We start from the raw sequence: 19444 nt of genomic DNA on the forward strand, positions 1-19444 counted from the left end.
GAACCGCTCCTCCATTTGATTTGTCAGACCTTGGCGATGATCCGCATGAAGGCCGGCATGTCGTCGCCGAAGCCGACGGTCGCGTCATTGTCTTCCTGGCGATGGCGGGCAGGGCGGTCGCGCTGCGGTTTGCTGTCGCCACGTTCCGGCGTGCGCTGAGCGTTGCGGTCGGATGAGGGCTTCCGGTCGGGTGAAGCCTGGCGTTCGCTGTTTTCCGAACGGATCGCTTCCTTGCGTGCACGCCGTTCGCCGATGTCGGCGACCGCTGCCTCGGCGACATCGGGCTGTTCCTCGCGCGTGGCTTCCTGTGCCGCGTCTTCGCCGGGCTTGGCGTGGCGTCCACGTGGCTTGCGCTCGCCACCATTCTTGCGGTCGTCGTCCTTGCGGCCGGCGCGGCGCGGGGCGCCACGGCCACGACGCGGTGCTTCGTCCTCGCCTTCGCTGGCGACCACCGTCGACAAATCGCCGTCATGCCACTCGATCTTGGTGCCGATCAGTCGCTCGATGGCGTCGATGTATTTGGTGTCCGACTTGGTGGCGATGGTGAAGGATTTTCCCGAGCGTCCGGCGCGGCCGGTACGGCCGATGCGATGGACATAGTCTTCGGCGTGGATCGGTACGTCATAGTTGAAGACATGGCTGACATCGGGAATGTCGAGGCCGCGCGCCGCGACGTCCGAGGCGACGAGATAGCGCAACTTGCCGTCGCGGAAATTGGCCAGCATCTGCATGCGCGCGCGCTGGTCCATGTCGCCATGCAGCGCGCCGGCATCGAAATCATACTTCAGCAGCGAGCGGAAAAGTTCCGAGACCTCGACCTTGCGATTGCAGAAGATGATGGCGTTCTTCAACTCCGCATCCTCGGCCTTGATCAGGTTGCGCAGCGTCTCGCGCTTGTCCCAGGGTTTCGAGCCGGACTTGACCAGCCGCTGGATGATGTTGGTGGCGGCGGACGCCGCTTTCGAGACCTCGACGCGCACCGGCGCATGCAGGAATTTCTCGGTGAGCTTGGTGATCTCCGGCGGCATCGTCGCCGAGAAGAACAGCGTCTGGCGCGTGAACGGGATCATCTCGCAGATGCGCTCGATGTCGGGGATGAAGCCCATGTCGAGCATGCGGTCGGCCTCATCGATGACAAGGATCTCGACGCCGTTGAGCAACAGCTTGCCGCGCTCGCGATGGTCAAGCAGACGGCCGGGCGTCGCGATCAGCACGTCGGCGCCGCGCTCCAGCTTCTTGTCCTGCTCGTCGAAGGACACGCCGCCGATCAACAGAGCGATGTTGAGCTTGTGGTTCTTGCCGTATCTGATGAAATTCTCTTCGACCTGCGCGGCGAGTTCGCGCGTCGGTTCCAAAATCAGCGTGCGCGGCATGCGGGCGCGTGCCCGGCCTTTTTCGAGGCGCGTCAGCATCGGCAGCACAAACGATGCCGTCTTGCCGGTGCCGGTCTGGGCGATGCCTAAAATATCCTTGCCGAGCAAGGCGTGCGGTATGGCGCCAGCCTGGATTGGCGTCGGCTGGGTGTATCCGGCATCGGTGACTGCGGAAAGGACCTTTGGCGACAGGCCAAGGTCTGCGAAAGTCAACGCTTCTTGAGCGATCTGGGTGTCTGAGGACAAGTGTTGGCTGTCTTTGGCTGAGTTCGGGGGCGCAACGGTAGCCGTCGCGGCAAGCGCCACGCGCCTGCGATATTGTGCATTGCGATAGGCGCAAGCCTGCGATTTGTCAACAGAAACAGCCGGGATCAGCACGATTGTGAAGTTGTAACCTTAATCGCGATGCTTAATCAGGCGGCGGACAGGCGCTGGCTCAGTAGCGGAACTGCTCCGTGAGGATGCGTTCGTTCCAAGAATGGTTGGGATCGAACAGCAGTGTCGCCGTCGCATTCGGTGACTCCCTGACCGTGACCGAGGTCACCGCCTTGACTTCGGTGTGGTCGGCGGCGGCGTTCACCGGCCGCTTTTCCGGCTCCAGAATATCGAAGCGCACAGTCGCCTTGTTGGAGAGCAGCGCGCCGCGCCAGCGGCGCGGACGAAACGGGCTGACCGGAGTCAGCGCCAGCAGCGGCGCGTCGAGTGGCAGGATCGGTCCGTGAGCTGACAGATTGTAGGCGGTCGAGCCGGCCGGCGTGGCGATCATCACGCCGTCGCAGTTCAACTCCTCCAGCCGTTCCTGCTCGTCCACGGTAATGCGGATCTTGGCCGTCTGATAGGATTGGCGCCACAGCGCCACCTCGTTGATCGCCAGCGCCGAGACCGTTTCGCCTTCATGCGTCACCGCCAGCATCTCCAGCGGACGGATCGTTTCGGCAACCGCAGCCGCGATGCGCTCCGCCAGGCCGCTGGCGCGGTACTCGTTCATCAGGAAGCCGATGGTGCCACGGTTCATGCCGTAGACCTTCTTTCCCGTGCTCATCGTGTCGCGCAATGTCTGCAACAGGAAGCCGTCGCCGCCGAGCGCGACGACAATTTCGGCTTCTTCGATCGGTGTCTGGCCATAGCGCGCCGAAAGGCTCTCCAGCGCCGCATTGGCGTCGGCGGTGCCGGAGGAGACGAAGGCGAAAGGGCTGGCGGCTTTGCTCATGGCTCCCGAGTGGCGGCCGGTTGCTGGGCTGCGCCAGCGCCGGGGTAGCATGGGCGGGCATTTCTGCAAAGGGAGGCGCTGGGGCGATTGTTCGCGCATCGTGTCGCGGCACAAGCGAATGTGATGGTTAAGGCCAGGCTTAAGCTCTCGTAAAGCCGGATCGATCATGTTAGCCGACAGCGGACGGGCGGCGTGGGGGCTAACCAGTCGAGGCCGATCTATTGCCACTGGCACGCCTGATTATCGTCTTCCTGATGCTGGGAGGTTTCGCCCTGGCCTTCGCCCAACTGGTGCGCCAGTCCGAAGAAATGAGTTTCCGACCCCAGCCCACGGCTTCACGCTGCGGTGACGCCGCCGGCACGCCGTGCCCGCAAAGGGCGCTGTGAATTCGCCAGGCTCCGGAACGCGCCGCCTGAATTCCTTCAAACGGGACACGCTTTAGCGGTTCCTCAGCCGTGAATACACAGCCTACGCCAAGCCGCTCATTGCAATTGGCGTCGGTCGCGATCTACATGACGCTTGGCGGAAGAGTCACGTGGCCTTGGACGGCCGACGTCGAGGGGTTGAATTTTTTATGGCGCGCAGCGTTTTGGTATCCGGAGGCTGCGGCTTCATCGGTTCACATTTGATCGACCGCCTGTTGCTACGCGCCGATTTGGAGACCTTGGTTGTCGTCGACAATCTGTGGACAGGGTCGCGGCAGAACATTGCGCATATCGCCGATCCACGCCTGAGCCTGGAAATCCAGGACGTCGAGAACTTCCGGTCCGATCGACGCTTCGACGAGATCATCCACCTTGCCTCGCCTGCGTCGCCCCCCTGGTACATGCGCTCGCCGGCCCGCACCATCAAGGCCAATTTGGGTGGAGCCCTCAATCTTCTGACCTTGCTCAAACCGGGCGGCCGCTTCTGCTTCACCTCGACCTCGGAAGTCTATGGCGATCCGCTGGTTTCCCCACAGCCCGAGAGCTACAGGGGCTCCGTGGATTGCACCGGACCCAGATCGTCATATGACGAAAGCAAGCGCTGCACGGAGTCCTTGCTGTTCGAGACGCAACGTGTCGACGGCCTTGACGTCCGAGTGGTGAGGCTCTTCAACGTCTATGGTTCGCGAACGCGGATCGACGACGGCCGCGCGATTTCGAACTTCATAAGTCAGGCCCTGACAACCGGAATCCTGACCGTGTACGGCGACGGTTCTCAATCGCGGAGCTGGGGTCATGTCGACGATATCGTCGACGCACTGGAGCGCTTCTTTTGGCGCGACAACATCTCACATCGAGGCCCGCTGAACATCGGAAACGATTGCGAGGTGCCCGTGCTGCAGATCGCAAAATTCGTCTGCTCACTTGTTCCGGGCGGCTCCATCGAGCATCGTCCGCCAGCCCCCCAGGATCCGACAAATCGGTGTCCGGATTTGACTTTGGCCAGACGCATTCTCCCTGGCTGGAAAGCGAAAACCGGTTATCAGGATGGCATTGAGCGCACCCTTCATTGGTTTCGGGAACATATGGCGGCTATTGACGCCGGCCCCGTTGCGCCGGCATTTCGCGACACGGAGTCCAGCCGTCCTTCGAAATAGGGTTCGAACACGGTCTCGAACGCCTTGAGGGCCGAGCCGATGGCCTGGTGCATATCCAGATAGCGGTAAGTGCCCAGGCGGCCGCCGAAATGGATGTTCTTTTCCCGGCCCGTGCGCGCGATATAGCGCCCATAGATCGTCTGGTCCCTGCGTGTATCTATCGGATAATAAGGTTCATCGGCGCGGCGCGCGAAACGCGAATATTCGCGGCCGATCAGCGTTTTCCCGCTTGTATGCTGGCGCTCCGGGTTGAAATGCCGGAACTCGAGCACGCGTGTATAGGGCACGGCTTCGTCGGCATAGTTCATGATCGAGGTGCCCTGATAGTCCGGCGTATCCATGATCTCCAGTTCGATGTCGATGGTTCGCCAGCCGAGTTCTCCTTCGGCATAGTCGAAATAGCGGTCGATCGGACCGGTGTAGACGACCGGCACGCCCTCTGGCAGCGAGTTCCTGATATCGAAGAAGTCAATGCCAAGCCTCGTCTCGATGAGATCATGGGCGAGCATCTTCTCGAAGATCGCCGTATAGCCGTCCAGCGGCTGGCCCTGGAAGCGGTCGTTGAAATAGCCGTCCTCGAAATTGTAGCGGACGGGCAGGCGCGTGATGACCTGCGCGGGTAGCTCGCGCGGGTCGGTCTGCCACTGCTTGGCGGTGTAGCCCTTGATGAAGGCCTCGTAGAGCCGCCGTCCGACCAGGGATATCGCCTTCTCCTCGAGATTGCTCGGCAAACGGTCGCCAAGTTCGGACGACTGCTCGGCAATCATGGCGCGAGCCTCGTCGGGGCTGAAGCGCCGGCCGAAGAACTGGCAGATCGTGGCGAGGTTGATCGGCAGCGGATAAACCTGGTCGCGATGGGTCGAGAAGGCACGGTGACGGTAGGCGCTGAAGTCGGTGAAGTTCCGGAGGTAACGCCAGACCTCTTCGTTCGATGTGTGGAAGAGATGCGGCCCGTAGCGGTGTATCTCGACGCCTGTGGTCGGATCCGGTTCGGTGTAGGCATTGCCGCCGATATGCGGGCGCCTATCGATCACCAGTACACGCCGGCCGAGCTTCGTGGCGATGCGCTCGGCGAGCGTCGCGCCATAAAATCCAGCGCCGACGATAAGGATTGCGGCACCGTTCAGCACGTTGTCGTTCATTCGTATACCTGCTCTTGAGGTTTGAGGCCGGCCTTTACACCAAACCGGGGTGAGCGCGAAGGGTCACCGTCGGGGTCCGTCGAAGCCAGGGAAGATCAGACGCTCCGATGGACGGTCCTATGCGTCGAAGTAGCGGATGCCAACCGATTTCATGTCTGCTATGACCGGCGCGGCCGATGTGGGCGATCGCTCGCAAGTGTCATCGGAAAAAGCGGCGGCAGATCTGCGGCCACGGCAGGACGTGACCATCCCATGAAGTTGATTGTCGTAACTCCGGCCGGCCGCGAGAGATATCTTCGCTTGCTCAGCCATCATGTCCTGAAAAGCGCGGATGTTTACGAATGGCATCTGTGGGACAATTGTCGCAACGAGGCCGATCGTGCCTACCTCCAACGCCTGGCTGCGACAGATAAGCGCTGCGTGATAAAGACGCTTCCCCAAGCCGACGGCAGCAACAATGCGATCGGCGATTTCTTCCGCTTCTGCGACGACGCGGATGCTTTCTATCTGCGCCTCGACGATGACGTGGTTTTTCTGGAGGAAGGCTTCTTCGCCCGCTTCATGAAACGGGTCATGGCGGAGAAGGGGGCGGCCCTCTGGTACGCGCCGCTGATCATCAACAATGCGATCTGCAATACAATGATCAAGTACCTGTCCAAGGTTCTGGTCGAGGGACCGCTCACGTGCCAGGCTTCATGCGAGTTCTCCTGGGCTCATGCAAGTTTTCCGCAGGCGCTTCATCCGGTCTTCATCGAAGCCGTCCGGACCAATCGGCTCGGCGATTTCCGCGTGCCGGACCGGGAGATCAGGCTGTCGCGCTTCTCGATCAACGCAATCGGCTTTTTCGGATCGGACATAGTCGAGCTTGGCGATGGTTTCTTTCCGCCAGGCGGCGACCATGGTGGTGAGGAAGAATGGCTTTCAGCAACGCTGCCGGCAAAACTCGATCGTCCAGGCAAGGTGCTCGGCGATCTGGTCGTGGCGCATTTCAGCTTCTTCACCCAGGAACGCCGCCTTCTGCAGACGAACATTCTGGACAGATACTATGAACTCGCTGGCTTGGCTCCTCCGGTCTATCAGATACCCGCTATCCGGCTGAAGGATCGGCTAAGGCCGTGGCGCAAGCTCAAAAGAGGCCGGCCGCCGAAATACACGATCTCGCTTCCCGCAATCGTTGCCGGCTGACCCTGCGCGGGGCGGCGGCTGATCCGCCTTCCGCAAGTGTCTGACTCGCCGGAACCGCTATCAAAATTCGCACATAACCACTCAGGGAAGCATCGTTGAAATGGCGGGCCTCAAGGCGGTGATCCCGAATCTGCCCCTATCTGTTCGCATCGCCGAACAGGGAGGCGGCTTGGTGCATAGGCTCAATCGAGGCGAAATGTACTGCCAGTTCAGCAGGGGAGGGTTGGAGGCTAGTTTCCGCGCTGTCTGGCTTCAAAGGCACGTACAAGTCCTAACCCTTGTTGCCGAAGCGCTGGCATCGCTCGGCGTTCGTAGTATTCCGCCTTTCTATGTCAACTTGGCCGATGCGCCGTTTAAAAAGAGATTCAGGCACCGAACGCGTTTCGGCTTTTCGTCGGCAGACGGATATACCGAGATCGCCGCGCCTGATTTCACCTTCAATGGCTGGCCGGAGGCGAAATTCGACGACTTCGATAAAAAAACGTCGGCGATGGCAGCCGCGTCGGAAGGGCCGCCACGCAAGAACATCGCGTTTTGGGCAGGGCGCTGCATGAACGACGCGCGCAAGGCGACAGTCAGGGCCGCGACAGTCCGGCCCGATCTCCTGGAGGCCTACGACACCGCGCCTGAATACGACCCCGCGTCCGTGCAATATTCCGGCGCTTTCAAGACCATGGAGGAACAGGCAGCCACATACAGATACATGATTGACGTGGAAGGTGCGGGCTACAGCGGTCGCTTAAAATTGCTGCTCCACACCAGACGTGTTGTGCTGATGCAGGAACGACCATGGCATGAGTGGTTCTTCAGGGACATCGAGCCGTTCCGTCACTATGTCCCGGTGACACGAAACATGTCCGACCTGGTCGAGCGTATCGAATGGTTGCGTGCCAATCCAAAAATGGAGGCCGAAATAGCGGCCGAGGCGCAGGAATTCGCGCGAACCCACCTGACGCGCTCGGCCGCGGTGGCCGCATGGGCCCGCTTGCTTGAAGATCACGTGGCTGCCGGTGGCAATTTGAAATCCGGTGTGAAGCAGCCATCCAACGGAGGGCCGCGCCGGATTGCCGCGACAGCTCGGCACGGGACGCGTGGAAGCTGATGCTTATCGGGCCTGCGGCAGATGGCAGCCGGCTTGCCGCTTGTGTGCGAGATAGTCATCGACAAGCTGGCGATAACGCACCTTGCCGAAGCTCGGGAAATGGCCGCCATGCACGACCGTGACATCGAGATCGCGCATGCGAAGCAGCGTTGCGACATAGTCATCGACCAGCGAATGGTAGACATCGTCGATCAGCGGGCCGTCATATATGATGTCGCCGGATAACAGGATGCCCGTCCTGTTTTCGTAGAGCGCGATCCCGCCCGGCGAGTGGCCTGGCGTATGGATCACCTCGAAGGCCCGGTCGCCAAGATCGACGACATCGCCATTTTCCAACAACCGGTCGGCCGGCGCCGGCAGGATATGGTAGCGCGCCGTGTCCCATCCCTGCGGCATGCCATCGAACATCTCGTCGGTCGCATAGCGGTCGGCGACCGTCCATTCGTTGCGAGGGTCGGCCAGGATTTCGGCCTCCGCGCGATGCACGCAGCGGTCGGGAAATTCGTGATGGCAGCCGATATGGTCGAAATGCGTGTGGCTGGCGACGCAGGTGAGTTTTCGCTCAGTCACCAGCGGCACGTGGGAGCGCAGGCTGAAATGGCCGAGGCCGGTATCGAACAGGAGATCGCGGTCGCGGCCGCGCACATGCCAGATGTTGCAGCGGAAGAACGGCTTGATCCACGGCTCATGGATCAGCGTCACGCCGTCGCCCATGCGGATTGTCTCGTACCAGTTGGGGGCGCCGATGACCGGAAGCATGCCCATCGCTCACTCCGTCAGCAGGATGATGTCGTCAGCGTTGCATGAAACCGCTGTTGTGTCGCCCGGCTGGACGGCAGCCGCAGCCGGGGCCCTGGCGACGAACTGCAATCGCGCATCTAAAGTGGAGGTGGCCAGCACGCGCTTGAAACTGCCCTGGAAGACGACGTCGCTTACCTCGGCCGTGCCGAGCGCAACCGCGCCTCCGGCCGCGCCGAGGACAAGGTGCTCCGGCCGGATGGCGAGGGCGACTTTCGCGCCTGGCTGCAATGCAGCGGGCAACAGGACCGCGCCGGCTGATGTCGCGACCGAGATCGTCCCGTTCTTCGCCTCCGTCACGTTTCCCTGCAGGATAGTGCTTTCACCCATGAAGGTCGCGGAAAAGCGTGTCGCCGGCCGCGCATAGACGCGCTCGGGCGGGCCTTCGTCCTCAATGCGACCGTCATTCATCACCACGCAATGGTCGGCCAGCGCCATCGCTTCTTCCTGGTCGTGGGTGACATGGATGAAGGCGGTGCCGACCCGCTTCTGGATCGCCTTCAGCTCGTCCTGCATCTGCCGGCGCAATTTGAGGTCGAGCGCGCCGAGCGGCTCGTCGAGCAAGAGCACCGCCGGCTCGATGACCAGCGCGCGCGCCAGCGCAACACGCTGCCGCTGGCCGCCGGAAAGCTGGTGCGGCTTCTTGTCGAAGGCGGACGCCAGGCCGACCAGCGCCAACGCCTCGCGCGCCCTGGCGGCGCGTGTTGTGGCATCGACGCCTTGCATGCGCAGGCCGAAGCCGACATTGGCGCCGACGCTCATATGCGGGAACAGCGCATAGTCCTGGAACACCGTGGTCGTCGGGCGCTTCGCCGGAGGCACGGCGGTGCAATCCTCGCCGCGTATGAACACCTTGCCTTCGCTCGGGCTGACAAAGCCGCCGAGAATGGAGAGCAGCGTGGTCTTGCCGGAGCCCGAAGGGCCTAGCAGGATAGTGTAGCTGCCCGGTTCGATCTGCAATGAGACGTTCTTCAGGACCGTCTGCTGGCCGAAGCGGTGCGAGACGGCACGGATATCGACCAGGGGCGCGGTCATGCCGGCTTTCTCCGCAACAGCGTCAGTTCGAACAGCACCACCAGGACGATGGAGACGGCGAAGACCAGTGATCCGATGGCATTGGTCTTGGGATTGAGGCCGGAGCGCAAGAGGTTCCAGATCTCGACCGGCAGCGTTGTATCGAAGCGGGTCAACAGGAAGGAAATGACGAACTCGTCCCAGGAGAAGGTCATCGACAGGAAGAAACCGGCGAAGATCGCTGGCGCCATGACCGGCACGGTGATCAAAAGCAGCACCTTCCATTCGGGTGCGCCGAGGTCGCGCGCGGCGCGCTCGATATTGATCTGGTGGTCGCCCATCTGGCTGTAGATGATGGCGAAGCAGAGCGGCAGGTTGATCACGACATGGCCGATGCCGGCCGCCAGCAGCGATTTCGGCACGCCGGCCCAGTTGAACAGCACCAAGAGCCCCATGCCGATGATGAGATAGCTGACCGTCAGCGGCAGCGTGATCAGCCCGCGCAGCAGGGCCGAGCCTGGGAGGGTGAAGCGGGCAAACCCCCAGGCGGAAAGAAAGCCGAGCGTTACTGCGGCCAGCGAAGAAAGCATGGCGACGAGCAGCGAATTGACCAGCGCCGAGGTCAGCCGCGTGTCGGAAAGCACCGCCTCGTACCAGCGCAGCGACGGGCCGGTGAAGGGCGGGATCGGAAACGATGTCGCCTGCAGCGAAAACAGCACCAGCACGACCACAGGCAGGAAGATGAAGCCATAGACGGCAAGCGCGTAGAGCCAGGACGCGATGCGGCCAAGAGCGCGCATCTCAGGCCCGCTCGATCTTCAGCCAGCGGGCGCAGGCGAGGTAGGCGACGGTGACGACCGCCATCAGGATGATCGACAGCGCCGACGCCAGCGGAAAGTCGCCGCGCCGGCCGATCTGCATCATCACCAGTTGCGGCATCAAAAGCTCGTTGTTGCCGCCCAGGATCTGCGGCGTGATGTAGTCGCCGATGCACAGCACGAAGGTGAGGAAGGCGCCGACCATGATCCCGGGCAATGTCAGCGGCAGCACGACATGCAGGAAAGTGCGCACCGGCCCGGCGCCGAGATCGGCGGCGGCCTTGCGGTAGCTCGGGCTGAGCTGTTTCAGATTGGCGAAGATGGTCAGCGTCAACAGCATGACGAAGAAATGCACGAAGCCGGTGACGGTGGCGAAACGCGTGTTGGCGAGTTGCAGCGGCTCGGCAACCAGGCCGAGGCTGGTCAGCGCCCGGTTGACGACACCGTTCTGCGCCAGCACCAGCAGCCAGGAATAGGAGCGCACGACATAGGAGGTCCAGAACGGCAGCACGGCCAGCATCAGCGCCAGCCGCTGCCAGCGCTCGGGCACCTGTTCGGCGAGGATCCAGGCAAAGGGGTAGGCGAGCAGCACCGAGATCACGGTGACGATGGCGGTCACCTCGAGCGAGTTCACCATGGCGCGCCAATAGGCCGGATTGGCGAAGAACTGGCTGTAGTTGGCGAGCGTGAAGGCGCCGCCGTCATGCGCCGTGAGGCTGGAAAGCCCCATGGCCAGGAAAGGCAGCACGAAGAACAGCAGCGTCCAGCCGAGCGCCGGCGTGACCAGCGCCCAGGGCAGGGGCGCCCAAGGCAGGGTCCGCCTGGCGTTCCCGCTAGCGCTCATGGCCGCTCATTGCGCCTGCAGCATTTCGGTCCAGACGTCCTGCATCTTCTTGTCGAGATCGGGGTTCGGCGCCGGGTAGGACTGGGCGCGGGCGAGGAAGCCAGGCTGCTCGTCGAAGCGCAGGATCTTCTTCTGGTCGTCGGTGAGCGCCGCCTTGGCGTTCGCCGGCATGCCCCAGTAGCAGGAGGAGGTGGCAAGCCGCGCCTGGCCTTCCGGGCTCATGATGTACTGGATGAACTTCAGCGCCATGTCCTTGTTCTTTGAGTCCTTGAACATCGCCAGCGACTGCGACCACAGGACCGCGCCCTCTTTCGGGATGGAGAAGTCGAGCGCCGGGTTCTCCTTGGCCAGCCCCGCGGTCACCCATTCGCCGCCGCCGACCAGGATATCGACCTCGCCGGTCGCCAGCGCCGTCTGGCTGGCGGTGACTTCGCCGACCAGCTTGGCGTTGGCCTTCATCTTGAGAAGTTCGGCCTTGATGGCGGGAAGGTCGGCCTCGGTCAGCTCCGCCGTCTTCTTGCCGATGGCCAGCGCCGCCATGCCGATGACCGGCAGGTAGTAGTCATAGATGGCGATCTTGCCCTTGTATTTGTCGCCGGTGAGGGCTGCCATCGACTGCATGTCGGCCGGGTCGACCTTGGTCTTGTTGTAGCCGATGGTGTTGTAGCCGAATTTTTCGGTGATGCCGTAGCGCTTGCCGTCGACGACGGTGGAACCGTCCATCCTCACCTCGGGAAAGAGATCGGCGACAGGCAATTTGTCTTCCGGCAAGGGTTCGAACAGGCCTTTTTCGACGCCTCGCGGGATGTCGATCGAGTCGATCACCATCACGTCCCAGTCGCCCGGCTGCGACTGTTCGACGATGGCCAGGCCTGCCCCTGTGCCTTCGAACTCCTTGACATTGACCTTGACGCCATTGGCCTCCTCGAAAGGCTGCAGCAGCGCCGGGTCGGCATGATCGCACCAGATCAACGCGTTGAGATCCGCGGCCTGAGCCCCGGTCGCGAGCAGCAGGGCTGCAGCCGCGGTTGCGGCACGCAAATGGGTTTTCAGAACGGACGTAAAATTCATGGACATCGAGTGTTCTCCCTTGCCTTACTGGCTTCTTGCAAAAAATTGAACCAATTCTAAAATTGAGTCAATTCTGTTTTTGTGGCAAACAGCCGATATGAGTGGATTGCGGGCAAGGCAAAAGGCAGACCGGCACCGCCGCATCATCGAGGCGGCCGCGGCCCTTTTCCGCGAGGCCGGCTATGAAGGCGCCAAGATTGAGACGATCGCCGCTCAGGCCGAAGTCTCGATCGGCACGATCTACAATTACTATGAGAACAAGGGCGACATCCTCGGCGCCATCGTCTCGATGGAGGTCAACGAGGTGCTCAATGCCGGGCGCGGCGTCGTTGCCAACCCGCCGGCCAATGTCGGCGATGCGCTGGATACGCTGCTCGGCATCTATATCGAGCATTCGCTGCATTATCTCAGCAAGGAGATGTGGCGCCAGGCGATGGCAATCTCGACGCAGCTTCCCGACAGCCCGTTCGGCCAGGCCTATAGCGGGCTCGACCGGGCGCTGATCGAGCAGATCCGCGCCCTGATCGCCAGGCTGCAAGAGATCGGCCTGGCACGCCGCGACATCGACGGGTCGGCGCTCGGCGAACTCATCTTCAACAACATGAACATGATGTTCATCGAATTCGTGAAGCGCGACGAGGCGAGGATTGCGGAGTTGCGCGCGGCGATACGCCGGCAGAACCGGATTCTGGTGGCGGCGATTGCGGTTTGAAGATCCGCTGCAAGTGATAAATTCACCATTCAATCAGATAAATAAATCGAGTAACCAATCAGAAATTCGTCGCCGTCGACAATGCCATCCGGTCTTTATGCCGAAAGGTTCCGTGGTGGCTATCTGGCAACCTCTCTTTGCGAATCTTGCCGCTTCCGCTGTCATGCTGGTTGCCTGGAGTTCCGTGGGCGATTTCGTGGCCCGGTTGAGCGAGACGCGCCAAAGGCTGCTGTTTGGCGTTGTAATGACCGCAGGCACCGTCGGCTCGATGATGATGGCCTTCGAGGCCTCCCCCGGCGTCTACAATGATTTTCGTGGGCCGTTGATCGCCGTGACAGGCTTGTTCGGTGGGGTGCCCGCAGCCGTCATGGCAGCCGGGGCGGCCTTGATGTATCGCCTGTATCTTGGCGGAGCAGTCTTCTCGGGCGTTTTGAGCATTATGCTTGCGACGACCATCGGATTGCTTGGCTATGCTCTGCGTCGATCCCGGCGCATCCGATACCTCGACCTCATATTCATGGCTGCCGCGGTTGCGACGTTGAGTTCGGTGCTTGTGCTGACGCTGCCCCTGGAACAGCAGGCTGTTCTGATATCGCAGCTTTGGCAGCGTGTTTTGCTGGCGTTTGTGGCCACCCTGCTGCTGGGCGTTCTGCTTCTCCAGGAAATGCGGCGTCGCGAACTGTCCGTCGCCAACCAGCTTTTTCGCTCCATGGTCGACGCCTTGCCGGATTGCCTGAACATCAAAGGTGTCGATGGCCGGTTCCTGGCGGCAAATCCGGCCACTGCGAAACTGATGGGAGCGGCGAGCGCGGACGACCTTCTCGGCAAGACCGATTTCGATTTCTATCCGCCGGAACTCGCGAAACAGTTTCGTGACGACGAACTGGCGGTGCTGCGGGAGGGAAAGCATGCCACCATCGAGCAGCCGGGCATTTTTGCCGATGGCTCGACAGGCTGGCTGTCGACCTTGAAGGCGCCGATGACGAACGATGTGGGCGATGTCATCGGGCTGATCACGCACAATCGCGATGTCACGCTGCGCAGGACGTTGCAAACAAAGCTCGAAGAGACCCAGGCCTATCTGGATCAGGCGCTTGAGAACATGAATGATGGGTTGGCGATGTACGATCCAGATGGCGTCATTCTGTTCTGCAACAATCGTTACAGCGAATTGTTTCCTCTCACGGCACATCTGCGGATACCGGGCGCCAGCTTCGCCGATATCATCCGGGCGTCGGTCAAGCTTAGCGAGGAGCCGCTTGGTCCTCGCAAAAGCCTGGACGATCATCTGGCTGAAAAACTTGCGACGCTTCGCGAGGACGGCGAGAAGCTGGTCGAACTCGGCGATGGCAGAACCTTCGCCTTACGCACCAAGGTCCTGGCCAATGGCTGCACCGTGCAGACGATCTCTGATGTAACGGAACGGCGCAGTTTCGAGAAGAGTCTCGAACGCCAGGCGCTGCACGATCCTCTCACCGGCTTGCCAAACCGCGCCTTCTTCAACCGCGAACTCAACAGGCTGGTCGACAAGGCGCGAGCGGAGAGCGGAGAGCTTGTCGTCATGCTTCTCGACCTCGACCGCTTCAAGGAAGTCAACGACAATTTCGGGCATGCCGTGGGAGACATGTTTCTGGTCGAGATTGCGCGACGTCTCGAGAAATCGATCAGGCGCGGTGACATGGTTGCGAGACTGGGCGGCGATGAATTCGCCGTGCTGATGTATGGTCCAACGGACGGCACCGGCGACGTCAGCCTGGCGACACGGATCATGAAGAACTTGTCGCAGCCGCTGAAGATGGACGATGTCACCCTGCTTCCCGGCGGAACCATCGGTTATACCGTCTTCCCCGGAGATCAGGCAGATCCGGAGGGGCTGCTCAAGAATGCCGACAAGGCGCTCTATCAGGCCAAGGCGAGAGGCCGAGGCACCTGGAAGGCCTACGACCCAAATGCGGTTGCGACGACCACCGCTCGACGCGGGTAACGAGGCGCCATAAAGGCGCGGCGATCATCAACGGCATCAGCAGCTCCGAAGCGACCACTACCTGCATTCGATCGGGATCAGCCAGCCGGAAGACCTGCCAGAGCGAGGATTTCGGCGGCAGGCGTGATATGTCCGTGCGGTTTGCAGTAGCTTGGGTCGATCGCCCGATAGCCAAGCAGATTGCCGAGCGGCGCCAGGATTCCAAGCGCCAGCTTCTGGATCGCGGGTGACGGCCTGGTGAAGACGATCACGTCGGCAAATTCCCTGGCGATCACTGCCGCCTGAAGCGGCGACGGCCTGCCTTTCTTGTCCACCTTGCCAGCATTGGCCAGGCCGAAGAGCATGCCGATCAGCAGCTCGAAACGGTTCGGGTCAATGTGGTCGGTGCCCTGCGCCCGGTCGAATTCGATCAGGACATGCGCTTCATCGGTCTTGCTGCTGTTCCACCAATCATGCGCCACGCCAGCCTCCACCGTTGCGGATTGGCCGGGCTCCAGGGAAAGAGTCTTGCCGGCGATGCGGGCGTCGAGCCGGCCGCTGAAGACGGTGAACCGCTCGATCATGTTCGGGTGGAAGTGCTCGCCAACCACGGCGGCCCCCGGCCGGGCGGTCAAATGGGCGATGCCTGGTCCCCGGCCACGGTCTTCGGTGCCGCGCAGGATCACGGCAAATTCGCCAGTCACCTTGTTCTCGTAGACATCCCCACAGCACGACATGATGAGCTCGTAGCTCGGAACACCGGAGCATCCCGGTGCCGCGCTCGCCACCATACGGCCAAAGGAACTGCTGTTTCAACGACGATTGAAAGACGATCGCGGAAACGCCTGCGCTGACTTCCCGCAAGTGCAATCGCGATTCTAGCGGGCATGCCTGGGCGGCCGCGCACGGGGAAACGGCACGATCGTCACTGGCGCCTTCCGGAATTCGGCGATGGCTATTTCCTCGATCAGCGCGTCGAGCGCCTGGCTGACACGTTGGCTCGTTTCGTCGATGCCGCTGAGACGGTTTTGCGCGCATTCCAAAAGCTCGCGCGCTGCTGCGAAGTCACTTCGCATGACAACACCCACTGGTTCACCCATTGGTTTGACCGCCGCCCAGATATTGTCCGCGCGCTAAATTGAGCGATTACTAATATGCACAGGAGAAGTTTAATCGAATGGCGTTGAATGGCGGGGCGGGATTCCGGTCGGGCCGGATAGTGCGACTTAGCAGCGCCTAAAGGCCGAGCTCGATGAGCCTGGAGTTGGTAAAGCCGTCAGCGGGCGGTCCACGAACCGCTGGCGCGAGCGGCATCGAAGCACGCTTTGCTGGGGTGGTTGCCTTTGAGAGCGGCTTTCAGAGCGGCAACGCCACGATTGTACTCTTTAGTTTTGTCATACTTCCTATCCTCAATGAGGAAGTCGCCAAAACGCTTGTCGTTATAGATCGATTGAGAGCAAAACAAATAAGCCGCCATCTGATACCCATGATCGAAGGCAACCGAGTTGGCGTGGGTGGTGGTTGCGACGAATGAGTTTACGCAAATCACTATTGCCGCGACCGGCATCATGCCAATGTAAGATGATTTCATAGTTGTTGGCCCTCTCCCAAGACGCGAGGAACTTGCCAAAAATTTTGCCTTGGTACAAGACAGCCAAGAAATCGCCCTCCTTCACGACCGGCCAAGCCATACTGCTAAATAATAACGACTCCATTGCCGCGATGAATGCGGTGGGGTCTACAGCAGCATCGCTGCTCTTTCTGGACACGACCGACAACACCTGGCTGGCAGCTGGTGGCGCGTCGAAGGCGCTCTTCTTTTCGAACTCAGACTTCGAAAAGCAGTTTGCAATCATTTCCATTAACAACGCCGTCAACAATTTCGAGGTGTCTGGCGCGGTTTCCGGGCAAGCTCCGCTACTTTGGATGAAAGGCTCCGACACGGACGTCGGTGCCAGCTTTGGCACGAAGGGCGCAGGCGTCCATTCGTTCTATTCAGGCGGCGCCTCGTTCTATAAGCAAGTCGAGATCGGGCATGTTGCCTCGGCAGTCAACTGGGTCTCGCTGAAAGGCGCGGTCACCACTGATCATCCAATCGTCCAGCCGGGCGGCTCTGACGCTAACCCCTCCATGATCGTGCAGGGCAAAGGCACAGGCGGCGTCAAGATTAATGACGGCGCTGCGGCGACCAAGTTCGAGGTCAACACGACTGGTATTGGTTTCTTCGGCACCACGCCTGTTGCGGCAAAGACCGGCTGGGGAGTGCCTACCGGTACCTTTACCCGCACAACCTACGTCACCAGCACTGTCACGCTGCCACAGCTGGCTGAACGGGTTGCTGCACTTATCCAAGACTTCCACCAGACAGCCGGTTACGGCGCACTGCGCACCTAAGGAGACACCATGGAAGAGAAATTCATCATCCAAGCCTCGCTAGTCCAGTCGATCGGCGAGTACCTTGTGAAACGTCCTTACCATGAGGTTGCGCAGATCGTGGCTGCTTTGACGCTGTTGCAGCCGGCTGCTCCTGAAGTGAGGTTAGCGACGGAAGCTTGATTTACGATGGTGGGCATCTAGGCCCGCCATTCATTAGGGCGTGGCAATAGGAGAGCAGATGACGAAGCAAACTTTAAACGAAGACGCAGTACTGGAGGGCGTTTGGGCTCTACGAGAGTGAGCGGGCGGTGGATTACCGAAGATCAATATCGAGCAGCATATCTCTGGAGCGCATCAGGTCGAACTGCGTCAGTGGCGCTACTTCGACAACACCGACTCCATGAGATCATCAATTTTCGCTGACGAATACGATGCAGTTTCAAGCAAGTCGGACAGCCCTGTTTTGTTATCGAAGTTGTAAATCGGCAAACCTTTGTTGTTGAGAATCTCAAGGATTATACCCGACCTTAGAACCGTCTTCGGTGGTTCTCGCCCAGAAACTATAAAGGCCGAAATTGTCGGAGATTGCGTATAGCGCTCATATTCTGGGTTTGGATATTCCTTCGAGTACTTGCGAATCCTAATTCTTCTACCCTCAAGCTCGGCAATGAACGCCGCCGACAATTTATCATCAGGAGCAGAAGTTGATTCCCATTCAATTGCCTTACTCTGCGTCAACTGTACCAATTTTGATATGAACTTGATCGCTCTGTCCGTCTCTGCCACAATTATCCTCCAAACCGTTGATCATCTTGGAAATGTTTGAGCTCCTCGATCAATCCGTTTAGCCTTTCATAAAGATGCCATGCAGCCCCTTGGGAAGCGGGAGGAGGCTTCTTGGAGAGCCAATTTCGCTCTCCCCGGTACTGCCTTATTTCCCTTATCAAGGATCGGATTGACGACTTGGATCGCCCCTTTACGCTCTGCTTAATTAGATTCAAGCGCGTTTGACACACCGTCATTTCCAGGCTGATTGCATCCTTGTTGATATCGTAGTTTCCCATCAACCCCGCAATGGTTTTGGAATTCTTTTCGATTCCAGACATCAAGACAGGGAGTCGCACCCTACCCAATATCTGCTCTCGAACGCGCCAGACCGTAAATGCCACGTATGCGGAAATAAAGAGGGCGGCTATTGATGCCCATTCAGCTGTTGCGGTGCGGTATCCGCACAAACTCAGGACGGACTGGCACAGCGAAGTTTCAGCATTTCCCATTCATGCCCCCGACCCACGACCCAGAGTATGCTTAGCATGCGCCCGTTAGGGAGCAAAGTTATCGGTAGGATCGTTCCGTGTAGTAGAGACATCTAGCACTCTCGCCGCTCTACCCGCACTTGCCAACAACGCGCGCCCGCTTGACAGCTCGCCCGCTTCCCCACTGAGCGGCCATCGATCAACGTCGCGCTCCAGCAAACCCCTAAGCAGTCCCGCCCAGCCCTAATAGAAAGCAGAAATTATTTACTTGCGTCCGGTTTGAAGTCGGTCCACCTTCGAAGACTGCTGCAAAAAACGGAGGATCTAAACATGCTGCGCCTAATAGGCTGTTTGTTCGTTTTCCTTTTGACTTCAATTAGTGCATCTCACGCGCAAGACACCCAAAATTTTCTTGCCAATGCTACTTGCGGCCCTTCGATTGTTCCTGAAGCGCAGGCCAAATATATGTGTCGTACAATACTCATAAGTCACGACACTGGCAAATTTTATAGATTCGAAATGAAGCCGGATGGAAACCGCTGGGTTCTTTGCGGCTGGAGAATGATTACGGCAGGAGAAAATCCAAACCGCTTCAAGATGCAAAGCAACGAAGCAGATAACACATTCATAGGAAACTCAGACGCACGAGGAAAAAAGGTATTCGTGCGCATCCAAACTAGGTGGCTTAAAATATTTGATGAGGTTGAAGAATCCAAGAATTACGAGAAGTGTTTTACGAATGGTTTTTCAGACGCGGTACACGACTCGAACATTGCATTGCCACCACACAATGCGGCTGGTTGTCGGCGGTTCACAGACGCCGACAGAAACCGCTACATCGAATGTCGTTAAAGCTAACAGAGGTAAGGACGGGAGGAAGTCGAGTTGCTGTCCGTGATTAGACGATCTATTCCGCAGGCGGCACGCCGGATCGTACGTGCTGGTTTTCGCGAGAACCGATTGCCGACGCTTCAGCATTAAAATTGCGTTCTGGCGTC

General features: G+C 59.9%; 21 protein-coding genes. 8 read left to right on the top strand and 13 right to left on the bottom strand.

The window, feature by feature from the left end; all coding sequences use genetic code 11:
* Positions 1–23 precede the first annotated feature (23 nt).
* On the bottom strand, positions 24–1619 hold the full coding sequence (locus CN311_RS17090; RefSeq protein WP_165779731.1) for a DEAD/DEAH box helicase: 1596 nt from the start codon (positions 1617–1619) through the stop codon (positions 24–26).
* Positions 1620–1809: 190 nt separating this feature from the next.
* Positions 1810–2583: an NAD kinase gene (locus CN311_RS17095; protein WP_097574934.1), complete on the bottom strand. Its 774-nt coding sequence runs from the start codon at positions 2581–2583 to the stop codon at positions 1810–1812.
* A gap of 574 nt (positions 2584–3157) precedes the next feature.
* Here CN311_RS17095 and CN311_RS17100 point away from each other — a divergent pair.
* A complete protein-coding gene (locus tag CN311_RS17100; protein WP_097574935.1) occupies positions 3158–4165 on the top strand; it encodes an NAD-dependent epimerase/dehydratase family protein in 1008 nt (335 codons plus the stop codon).
* Here CN311_RS17100 and glf read toward each other — a convergent pair.
* Positions 4075–5307, bottom strand: a complete 1233-nt coding sequence (gene glf / locus CN311_RS17105) for a UDP-galactopyranose mutase (protein ID WP_097574936.1) — start codon at positions 5305–5307, stop codon at positions 4075–4077. The genes CN311_RS17100 and glf overlap by 91 nt on opposite strands.
* Before the next feature lie 252 nt (positions 5308–5559).
* Here glf and CN311_RS17110 point away from each other — a divergent pair, with 252 nt between their 5' ends.
* Both CN311_RS17110 and CN311_RS17115 read left to right on the top strand, forming a co-directional pair.
* Positions 5560–6492 (top strand): hypothetical protein, encoded by a 933-nt coding sequence (locus tag CN311_RS17110; RefSeq protein ID WP_097574937.1) that lies wholly within the window; start codon positions 5560–5562, stop codon positions 6490–6492.
* A 100-nt stretch (positions 6493–6592) separates the two neighbouring features.
* A complete protein-coding gene (locus CN311_RS17115) occupies positions 6593–7594 on the top strand; it encodes a glycosyl transferase family 90 (protein WP_097574938.1) in 1002 nt (333 codons plus the stop codon).
* Positions 7595–7597: 3 nt separating this feature from the next.
* Here CN311_RS17115 and CN311_RS17120 read toward each other — a convergent pair whose 3' ends face one another.
* Genes CN311_RS17120 through CN311_RS17140 form a run of 5 tightly spaced genes read right to left on the bottom strand, consistent with a single transcriptional unit; the run spans position 7598 to position 12145 of the window.
* Positions 7598–8359 (bottom strand): MBL fold metallo-hydrolase, encoded by a 762-nt coding sequence (locus CN311_RS17120; protein ID WP_097574939.1) that lies wholly within the window; start codon positions 8357–8359, stop codon positions 7598–7600.
* A gap of 3 nt (positions 8360–8362) precedes the next feature.
* On the bottom strand, positions 8363–9427 hold the full coding sequence (locus CN311_RS17125; RefSeq protein WP_097574940.1) for an ABC transporter ATP-binding protein: 1065 nt from the start codon (positions 9425–9427) through the stop codon (positions 8363–8365).
* On the bottom strand, positions 9424–10206 hold the full coding sequence (locus CN311_RS17130) for an ABC transporter permease (RefSeq protein WP_097574941.1): 783 nt from the start codon (positions 10204–10206) through the stop codon (positions 9424–9426). Before CN311_RS17130 ends, CN311_RS17125 begins: the two co-directional genes overlap by 4 nt.
* A 1-nt stretch (position 10207) precedes the next feature.
* Positions 10208–11068, bottom strand: a complete 861-nt coding sequence (locus tag CN311_RS17135) for an ABC transporter permease (protein WP_097574942.1) — start codon at positions 11066–11068, stop codon at positions 10208–10210.
* Between the two features lie 6 nt (positions 11069–11074).
* Entirely contained in the window at positions 11075–12145 is a 1071-nt protein-coding gene (locus CN311_RS17140; RefSeq protein WP_097574943.1) for a polyamine ABC transporter substrate-binding protein, read from the bottom strand.
* A 91-nt stretch (positions 12146–12236) separates the two neighbouring features.
* On the opposite strand from CN311_RS17140, the gene CN311_RS17145 reads away from it, so the two are divergent.
* Positions 12237–12851, top strand: coding sequence for a TetR/AcrR family transcriptional regulator (locus CN311_RS17145; RefSeq protein WP_097574944.1), 615 nt, complete (start codon positions 12237–12239; stop codon positions 12849–12851).
* On the top strand, positions 12841–14835 hold the full coding sequence (locus CN311_RS17150) for a diguanylate cyclase domain-containing protein (protein WP_245440854.1): 1995 nt from the start codon (positions 12841–12843) through the stop codon (positions 14833–14835). Before CN311_RS17145 ends, CN311_RS17150 begins: the two co-directional genes overlap by 11 nt.
* A 77-nt stretch (positions 14836–14912) precedes the next feature.
* Here the strand turns inward: CN311_RS17150 and CN311_RS17155 are convergent, their stop codons facing one another.
* The 3 genes from CN311_RS17155 to CN311_RS17165 form a co-directional block, all read right to left on the bottom strand.
* Entirely contained in the window at positions 14913–15551 is a 639-nt protein-coding gene (locus CN311_RS17155; RefSeq protein ID WP_097574956.1) for a cupin domain-containing protein, read from the bottom strand.
* Between the two features lie 141 nt (positions 15552–15692).
* Entirely contained in the window at positions 15693–15890 is a 198-nt protein-coding gene (locus CN311_RS17160) for a hypothetical protein (protein ID WP_097574957.1), read from the bottom strand.
* A 200-nt stretch (positions 15891–16090) separates the two neighbouring features.
* Complete coding sequence (locus CN311_RS17165; RefSeq protein ID WP_133117205.1) at positions 16091–16405, bottom strand: hypothetical protein; 315 nt, start codon at positions 16403–16405, stop codon at positions 16091–16093.
* 32 nt (positions 16406–16437) lie between these two features.
* Between CN311_RS17165 and CN311_RS17170 the strand changes: the two genes are divergently transcribed.
* Positions 16438–17208 (top strand): hypothetical protein, encoded by a 771-nt coding sequence (locus CN311_RS17170; RefSeq protein ID WP_133117206.1) that lies wholly within the window; start codon positions 16438–16440, stop codon positions 17206–17208.
* Positions 17209–17217: 9 nt separating this feature from the next.
* Positions 17218–17370, top strand: a complete 153-nt coding sequence (locus CN311_RS32620) for a hypothetical protein (protein ID WP_165779732.1) — start codon at positions 17218–17220, stop codon at positions 17368–17370.
* Between the two features lie 198 nt (positions 17371–17568).
* Here the strand turns inward: CN311_RS32620 and CN311_RS17175 are convergent, their stop codons facing one another.
* Together CN311_RS17175 and CN311_RS17180 are read right to left on the bottom strand one after the other, a co-directional pair.
* Positions 17569–17976: a hypothetical protein gene (locus tag CN311_RS17175; protein ID WP_097574948.1), complete on the bottom strand. Its 408-nt coding sequence runs from the start codon at positions 17974–17976 to the stop codon at positions 17569–17571.
* A 2-nt stretch (positions 17977–17978) separates the two neighbouring features.
* Positions 17979–18467, bottom strand: coding sequence for a hypothetical protein (locus CN311_RS17180; RefSeq protein WP_133117207.1), 489 nt, complete (start codon positions 18465–18467; stop codon positions 17979–17981).
* Between the two features lie 309 nt (positions 18468–18776).
* Here CN311_RS17180 and CN311_RS32280 point away from each other — a divergent pair, with 309 nt between their 5' ends.
* Positions 18777–19298 (top strand): hypothetical protein, encoded by a 522-nt coding sequence (locus CN311_RS32280; protein WP_133117208.1) that lies wholly within the window; start codon positions 18777–18779, stop codon positions 19296–19298.
* Positions 19299–19444 lie beyond the last annotated feature (146 nt).

The organism is Mesorhizobium sanjuanii, assembly GCF_002529485.1.
GTDB classification, from domain to species: domain Bacteria; phylum Pseudomonadota; class Alphaproteobacteria; order Rhizobiales; family Rhizobiaceae; genus Mesorhizobium; species Mesorhizobium sanjuanii.

Excerpts from the sequence above, each read along its gene's own strand:
- CN311_RS17095 (WP_097574934.1), bottom strand. The coding sequence starts at position 2,583 with ATGAGCAAAGCCGCCAGCCCTTTCGCCTTCGTCTCCTCCGGCACCGCC.
- CN311_RS17100 (WP_097574935.1), top strand. The coding sequence starts at position 3,158 with ATGGCGCGCAGCGTTTTGGTATCCGGAGGCTGCGGCTTCATCGGTTCA.
- glf (WP_097574936.1), bottom strand. The coding sequence starts at position 5,307 with ATGAACGACAACGTGCTGAACGGTGCCGCAATCCTTATCGTCGGCGCT.
- CN311_RS17110 (WP_097574937.1), top strand. The coding sequence starts at position 5,560 with ATGAAGTTGATTGTCGTAACTCCGGCCGGCCGCGAGAGATATCTTCGC.
- CN311_RS17115 (WP_097574938.1), top strand. The coding sequence starts at position 6,593 with ATGGCGGGCCTCAAGGCGGTGATCCCGAATCTGCCCCTATCTGTTCGC.
- CN311_RS17120 (WP_097574939.1), bottom strand. The coding sequence starts at position 8,359 with ATGGGCATGCTTCCGGTCATCGGCGCCCCCAACTGGTACGAGACAATC.
- CN311_RS17125 (WP_097574940.1), bottom strand. The coding sequence starts at position 9,427 with ATGACCGCGCCCCTGGTCGATATCCGTGCCGTCTCGCACCGCTTCGGC.
- CN311_RS17130 (WP_097574941.1), bottom strand. The coding sequence starts at position 10,206 with ATGCGCGCTCTTGGCCGCATCGCGTCCTGGCTCTACGCGCTTGCCGTC.
- CN311_RS17135 (WP_097574942.1), bottom strand. The coding sequence starts at position 11,068 with ATGAGCGCTAGCGGGAACGCCAGGCGGACCCTGCCTTGGGCGCCCCTG.
- CN311_RS17140 (WP_097574943.1), bottom strand. The coding sequence starts at position 12,145 with ATGTCCATGAATTTTACGTCCGTTCTGAAAACCCATTTGCGTGCCGCA.
- CN311_RS17145 (WP_097574944.1), top strand. The coding sequence starts at position 12,237 with ATGAGTGGATTGCGGGCAAGGCAAAAGGCAGACCGGCACCGCCGCATC.
- CN311_RS17155 (WP_097574956.1), bottom strand. The coding sequence starts at position 15,551 with ATGTCGTGCTGTGGGGATGTCTACGAGAACAAGGTGACTGGCGAATTT.
- CN311_RS17160 (WP_097574957.1), bottom strand. The coding sequence starts at position 15,890 with ATGCGAAGTGACTTCGCAGCAGCGCGCGAGCTTTTGGAATGCGCGCAA.
- CN311_RS17165 (WP_133117205.1), bottom strand. The coding sequence starts at position 16,405 with ATGAAATCATCTTACATTGGCATGATGCCGGTCGCGGCAATAGTGATT.
- CN311_RS32620 (WP_165779732.1), top strand. The coding sequence starts at position 17,218 with ATGGAAGAGAAATTCATCATCCAAGCCTCGCTAGTCCAGTCGATCGGC.
- CN311_RS17180 (WP_133117207.1), bottom strand. The coding sequence starts at position 18,467 with ATGGGAAATGCTGAAACTTCGCTGTGCCAGTCCGTCCTGAGTTTGTGC.
- CN311_RS32280 (WP_133117208.1), top strand. The coding sequence starts at position 18,777 with ATGCTGCGCCTAATAGGCTGTTTGTTCGTTTTCCTTTTGACTTCAATT.